This window comes from Natronomonas sp. (assembly GCF_046710025.1).
Classification (GTDB): Archaea; Halobacteriota; Halobacteria; order Halobacteriales; family Haloarculaceae; genus Natronomonas.
In genome coordinates, this window is sequence record NZ_JBKEGK010000159.1 from 1 (window position 1) to 5,930 (window position 5,930).

A 5,930-nucleotide genomic window follows, 5' to 3' on the forward strand; every position below is an offset into this window, starting at 1 on the left:
CTGGCGAAGGCGTGGGTCCCATACATCCTCGTCGTCGTGTTGTTGGTCATCACGCGCGCAGTCGGCCCGATCAGCAGCGCGATCGGCAACGCCGACTACGGCGTCGAGGTCGGTAACTTCACCATCGGTATCGTCCTCGGATGGAGCAACATCCTCGGGACGGAGATCAGTAACTCAATCGCCTGGATGAGCGTCCCCGGCTTCTGGCTCATCGTCCCCGCGCTCCTGTCGATTCCGATCTTCGGTATGAGCGGGGGAGAGTTCAAATCGGCGCTCAGCGAGACCGCGAGCAAACTCGTCTCACCGTTCATCGCGTTGATATTCGTCATCGCGATGGTGCAGGTGATGTTGCAGTCCGCGGTCGCGCCGACGAGCATCGACCTCGGCATGATCCAGGCGCTCGCACAGGCGACGGCCAACGCGCTCGGGCCGGCGTACCCGTTCGTCGCTGCCCTCATCGGCGCGCTCGGCGCTGCAATGGCCGGGTCGAACACCGTCTCGAATATCACGTTCGGCGGCTTCCAGTTCGAGGCCGCACAACAACTCGGGCTGCCGACGCAGCTCATCGTCGGCGCGCAGGCGGTCGGCGGCGCCATCGGCAATCTCGTTGCGATCCACAACGTCGTCGCCGCGCTCGCGACCGTCGGCCTCGTTGGTCAAGAGGGTCGCGTCATGCGGCTCAATCTTCTGCCGCTGCTCTACTACTCGATCGGCGTCGGTACGCTCGCGATGCTGTTCAGCTACGTCCTCTTCCCGGGACTGTTCTGAGCGAATAACGGCCCTCGGCCGTTTTTTATTTTAGATGGAAAGCCGCGGCTGGCGGGTTGTGAGAATCAAGACGCCGCCAAGCGATCGAGACGAAACGAGCCTCAGCCCAGCGTCGGCGTGAACCGATCGCCGCCGAGGAACTTCCAGAGGTGGCCGCGCTCCTCCGGTGGGTCGACGGCCGGGAGCTCCTTCAACGCGGGCTGAACCGCGTTCCACCACCCTTCAGGTGTCTCAAACTTTGCCGGGTACTCCGGATATACGTCGCCGAGGAAGTCTGACTTCGCCGCGCTCGGGTGGCTCGTGAGATACTCGTAGGCAGCCGCAAGCGCCTCGCGGCGGGCGTCGAGGGTCCGACCCGACCCTGGGAGGTCCGCCGCCCGGATCGCCTGTTCGGCCTCGGAGGGGATGTCAGATTGGTCGGCCGAGCTGTCGTCGGTGGGCCTCGGGTCGGGACGGGCGGGGATCGGCCGCCACCAGACTCGGCTTCGCGCACCGATCTTACGAGTTTCGAGCCGTCCTTCGTCGACGAGAGCGTTGAGTTTGTTGTGCGCCGTCCGCCGCGAACAGTTGAGCGCATCCATAATATCAGCGGCGGTGAGCGGGCGCGCTGCGTCATCTCGCGAATCGAACGCGTCAAGCGCGGCCTCGGGGGGGATCCGGTCGGTGAACTCACCGTTTGCGTTCCGTTCGCGCTCGGATGCCATAGACACCGAAACGGACGGATATAATATAATCCCTTTGTCCGCCGGAAAGCCCCGATCGAATCCCGTTCCCCGGTGCTTATAATCCTGCCATGCACATACAGAAACGGTAGCATATGGACGAGGGTCGACGGCACCGGTCGACGGGTTGTGAGAGGGGCCCATCGAGATCTGTCTGCCACAACACGTGAGGGGGCGAAGATGAACCCCGTTCTCGAGATGACTTTCGCAGCGTTGCCGCTCGTCGTCGTCAGCGTGCTTCTCGTCGGTCTGCTGTGGCCGGCAGCGCGTGTGATGCCAATCGCGTGGGTCGTCGCGTGCATCATCGGATTCTTTGTCTGGGAGATGCCCCCAGCATGGCTGTTGGCTGCCACCATCGAGGGCGTCATCACGGCGGTCCAGATACTCTTTATCGTGTTCGCGGCGCTCGTGTTGCTGTACACGATGCTCCGGTCGGGGGCGTTCGATACGCTCAACCGAAACTTCGCCAAAATAAGCGAGGATCGCCGGGTACAGGTGGTGTTGGTCGCATTCTTCCTCGCGGCGTTCATCGAGGGCGCGGCCGGGTTCGGCACGCCCGCCGCCGTCGTCGCCCCCCTGCTATTGGGGCTCGGCTTTCCGGCGCTCGCGGCGGTCGTCGTCGCGCTAGTGGGGCACGTCATCGCCGTCACATACGGCGCGGTAGGGACACCGATCCTCGTCGGCATCGGCGAGCCGATGTCGGGCGTTTCCGGGATCCGCGCGACGATCGAGGCCAACGGGATGACGACGACCGAGTTTGCCGTCGAGGTCGCCAAGTGGGCCGCGACGTATCACGTCCTCGTCGGGACCGTAATGCCGCTTTTTGCGGTGGGAATGGTCGTGTACTTTTTCGGCGGCGAGGAGCGATCGCTACAGCCCGCCTGGGCGGTCGCCCCGCTGTGTCTGGTTTCGGGGGTCGCCTTTGCGATCCCATACTGGCTCGCCGCACAGGTCAGCGCCGAGTTTCCCGCTCTCTTCGGGTCCATGCTCGGGGGAGCCGTCGTCATCGCGGCGCTCAGGGCGGGCTACTTCGAGCCGGAGACACAGTGGGATTTTCCACCCGAGTCGGAGTGGCCGGACCACTGGGTCGGGACGATCCGTCCCGCGGACGCCCGCGGCGTTATTCCGAGCGAACACACGATGTCGCCGCTTAAGGCCTGGACGCCGTACGTGCTGTTGGTCGTCTCGCTCGTCATTACGCGGAGCGTCGGCCCCATCTCGCGGTTTCTTCGGGGTGAGACGATCCGGCCCCTTGGGATCGAGTTGTCCCTACGGTTCGGGACGGTTACGACCGGGGGCGGGGAGTTCACGCTCGGACTGTTCGGCTTCGAATGGGTCTCGATACTCGGGACGGGAATCGGGAACGGCGTCAACATCGCGTACCTTCCCGGAACGTGGCTCCTCGTGAGCGCGATTGTCGCGATCCCGCTGTTCGGAATGTCGCGGGGACAGGTCATAGAAGCCTGGGAGGAGGCGTCCTCAAACCTCCGATCGCCGCTCGTCGCGTTGGTGTTCGTGTTGGCGATGGCGCACGTCATGTTGCAGTCCGGCGCCCACGCCGAGGGACGCGATAGCATGATCGTCGTGCTCGCGACCGCCACGGCTGACGCCGTTGGGCCGGCGTACCCGTTCGTCGCCGCCTTTGTCGGCGCGCTTGGTGCGGCGTTGATGGGCTCGAACACCGTTTCGAACATCACGTTCGGGCCGTTCCAGTTCGTCGCGGCCGAAAGCGTCGGCGTCCCGAGAACGCTCACCGTCGGGGCGCAGGCGGTCGGCGGCGCGATCGGCAATCTCGTTGCGATTCACAACGTCGTCGCCGCGCTCGCAACTGTCGGTCTCGTCGGACAAGAGGGCCGCGTCATGCGGCTCAATCTCATTCCGCTCACGTACTACGCAACTGGGGTTGGTGTGCTCTCGTTGCTGTTCAGCTACGTCTTCTTCCCGACCCTGTTCTGAGCGGGGCGGACGCCTGCGGCTCTGTGAGGAGTCGCACGTTTCAAATCCCTGCCGAGCACAGAGACGTGTATGTCCGCTTCCGAACTCGCAGCGCAGGTCGTGGCGGCGCTGGATATCGACGACGAGGCGTTCGCGTCGCGGGTCGAAGCCGAAAAGGAGACGCTGCGCTCGGAACTCGAGGACGGGACGTTCAATAACCCACAGGCGATTGTCGGACTAGAGTACGAGTTCTACGCCGTCGACGCCGAGACGGACGCGTTGATGCGGGTCCCGCGCCGATTGCTCGAGTACATCGGCTTCGAGAAGGAACTCGGCCTGCACAACGCCGAACTCTCGACGACGCCGCAACCGCTCTCGAAGTACGGACTCCGGGCACAGGAGTCGGAGGTCCAGGCGAAACTCGCGGCGGCGAGGTCCGAGGTCGCCCGCGAGGGGATGGCCCTCGTCAGTGACGGGCTCTGGACGGTGCCGCCGATCGGCGAAACGGCCTTAGAGTACCTCACGAGCAGCATCGAACAGGACGGGATCCGGATGGCGACGAACATGTCGCGGGCGGTCCGGTACCACGCGATGGCAAACACCGACTACGCCCCGGGGCTGCAACTCGACGCGCCGCACGTCTCGCTGTCGGCAGACACCGTGATGCCGGAGAGCCTGATCACCTCCATTCAGCCGCACTACCAGGTCGCACACGCCCACGATCTACCCGAGAGCTTCCGCTACGCCCTGCGGATCGCTGGCCCGTTGCTCGCCCTCTCGGTCAACTCACCGTTCTTTCCGCCGGAGCTCTACGACGCCGACGGCGAGACGGTGCTCTCGGAGTGTTGGATGGAGAACCGAATCCCCGTCTTCGAGTCGGTTCTTAACCCCGAGGGCACGGCGAAGGTGACGTTTCCCGAGGACATCGGCAGCCTCGAAGACGCCCTGGATCGGATCGCGGCCGACGAAACGGTTGTCCCAGCCGAGGTCGATCCCGAGGGGCGCTTCGATGACGCGTTCGCGCACTTCCGGCACAAACACGGCAGCTTCTGGCGGTGGGTCCGCCCGGTCTTCGGGGGCTCGACGAGAAAGAGCGCGAACGCGCGCATCGAGTTTCGGCCGCTGCCGGGACAGCCAACCATCCGGGGGACGGTTTCGCTCTTAGCCGTCTTCGCCGGGCTCCTACAGAGCCTCCCGCGGCGAGAGCACCCGGTGTATCACCAGTCGTGGGAGACGGCGGAGGAGAACTTCTATGCCGCGGTCCGTGACGGCCTCGAAGCCGACCTGACGTGGGTGACCGCCGACGGGACGGAGACCACGGACACCGGGGAGCTGTACGCCGAACTGTTCGAACTGGCGCGGGATGGTCTCGAGTTGCGCGGCCTCAATGCCGAGGAGGCCAACCGGTACATCCAGCCCCTGCGGGCACGGGTCGACCGGCGAATGACGCCCGCCAGATGGAAACACGAACGCGTCACAGAACGCGTCGAGAACGGGGAGCCGTTCGCACAGGCGGTCTGGGGGATGCAGTCGGACTACATTGACGCCCAAGCGGAGACGCTCGTCGACGGGACGTTCCTCGAGTGGCTCGATTGAGAGGGGGCAAAGGCGACGGGGAGGGCGTGCGTTCCGCTTACTCGGGATGGCTGATTTCGGCAACCTCGAGCACCTCGCGGTAGCGGTTGCGGATCGTGACCTCGCTAACGTTCGCCGTCTCGGAGATGGCGGCCTGCGTCAGCCCCTCGTTCCGGAGGCGGGAAGCTGCATACAGCGCGCTCGCGGCGATCCCGACGGGGCTCTTGCCGCTGTGGACGGCCTCCTCGACGGCGGTCTCGGCGAGATCGCGCGCGAGGCGCTCGGTCGCCTCCTCGCAGTCGAGTTCGGAGGCGAACCGGCCGAGATACTCGTTTGGGTGTGCTGGCGGCGTCTCGAGACCGAGTTCGCGGTCGATGTAGCGATAGGCCCGTTTGATCTCGAGGTCGCCGACCCGGCTGACGGTCGCGATCTCGTCGATCGATCTGGCGACCCCGTCGAGCCGCGAGGCGGCGTACAGCGAGGCCGCTGCCATCCCCTCAATCGACCGCCCGCGAAGGAGGTCCTCATTGAGCGCGCGCCGGTAGATGACGCTCGCTGTCTCCCGGATCGGCTGTGGGAGGCCGAGCGCCGACGCCATCCGATCGATTTCGCCGAGCGCGTGCCGGAGGTTACGATCGTGGGCATCCTCGGTCTTCGAGCGTCGGTTCCACGTGCGGAGCCGCTTGAGTTGGCGGCGCTTCCGGCCGCCGAGGGCGTTTCCGTAGGCGTCGGTCTTGTCGAATCCAATGGTCGTCGAGAGCCCCTTGTCGTGGAGCATCTCCGTCATCGGCGCGCCGACACGGGAGCGCTCGTCGCGCTCGGCGGCGTCGAAGGCGCGCCACTCGGGGCCCGAGTCGATCCGCTGGTCCTCGATGACGAGGCCGCAATCAGCACAGACGCGCTCGTCGGTGTCGGCGGCTGTCACGGAGC

The 5,930-nt window shown here is 65.4% G+C and carries 5 protein-coding genes; 3 read left to right on the forward strand and 2 right to left on the reverse strand.

The features are described 5' to 3' along the window. A partial coding sequence (locus ACI944_RS10620) for an L-lactate permease (protein WP_411719023.1) occupies positions 1-768 on the forward strand: 768 nt, incomplete at its 5' end. A gap of 101 nt (positions 769-869) precedes the next feature. Here the strand turns inward: ACI944_RS10620 and ACI944_RS10625 are convergent. Then, positions 870-1,472 carry an ArsR family transcriptional regulator gene (locus ACI944_RS10625; protein WP_411719024.1) on the reverse strand — a complete coding sequence of 201 codons (603 nt, stop codon included), beginning with the start codon at positions 1,470-1,472 and terminating at the stop codon, positions 870-872. Between the two features lie 198 nt (positions 1,473-1,670). On the opposite strand from ACI944_RS10625, the gene ACI944_RS10630 reads away from it, so the two are divergent. Then, a complete protein-coding gene (locus tag ACI944_RS10630; RefSeq protein WP_411719025.1) occupies positions 1,671-3,446 on the forward strand; it encodes an L-lactate permease in 1,776 nt (591 codons plus the stop codon). Positions 3,447-3,515: 69 nt separating this feature from the next. After that, complete coding sequence (locus ACI944_RS10635) at positions 3,516-5,021, forward strand: hypothetical protein (RefSeq protein WP_411719026.1); 1,506 nt, start codon at positions 3,516-3,518, stop codon at positions 5,019-5,021. Between the two features lie 37 nt (positions 5,022-5,058). On the opposite strand, the gene ACI944_RS10640 is transcribed toward ACI944_RS10635, so the two are convergent. Then, on the reverse strand, positions 5,059-5,930 hold an 872-nt coding region (locus ACI944_RS10640), incomplete at its 5' end, for a transcription initiation factor IIB (RefSeq protein ID WP_411719027.1).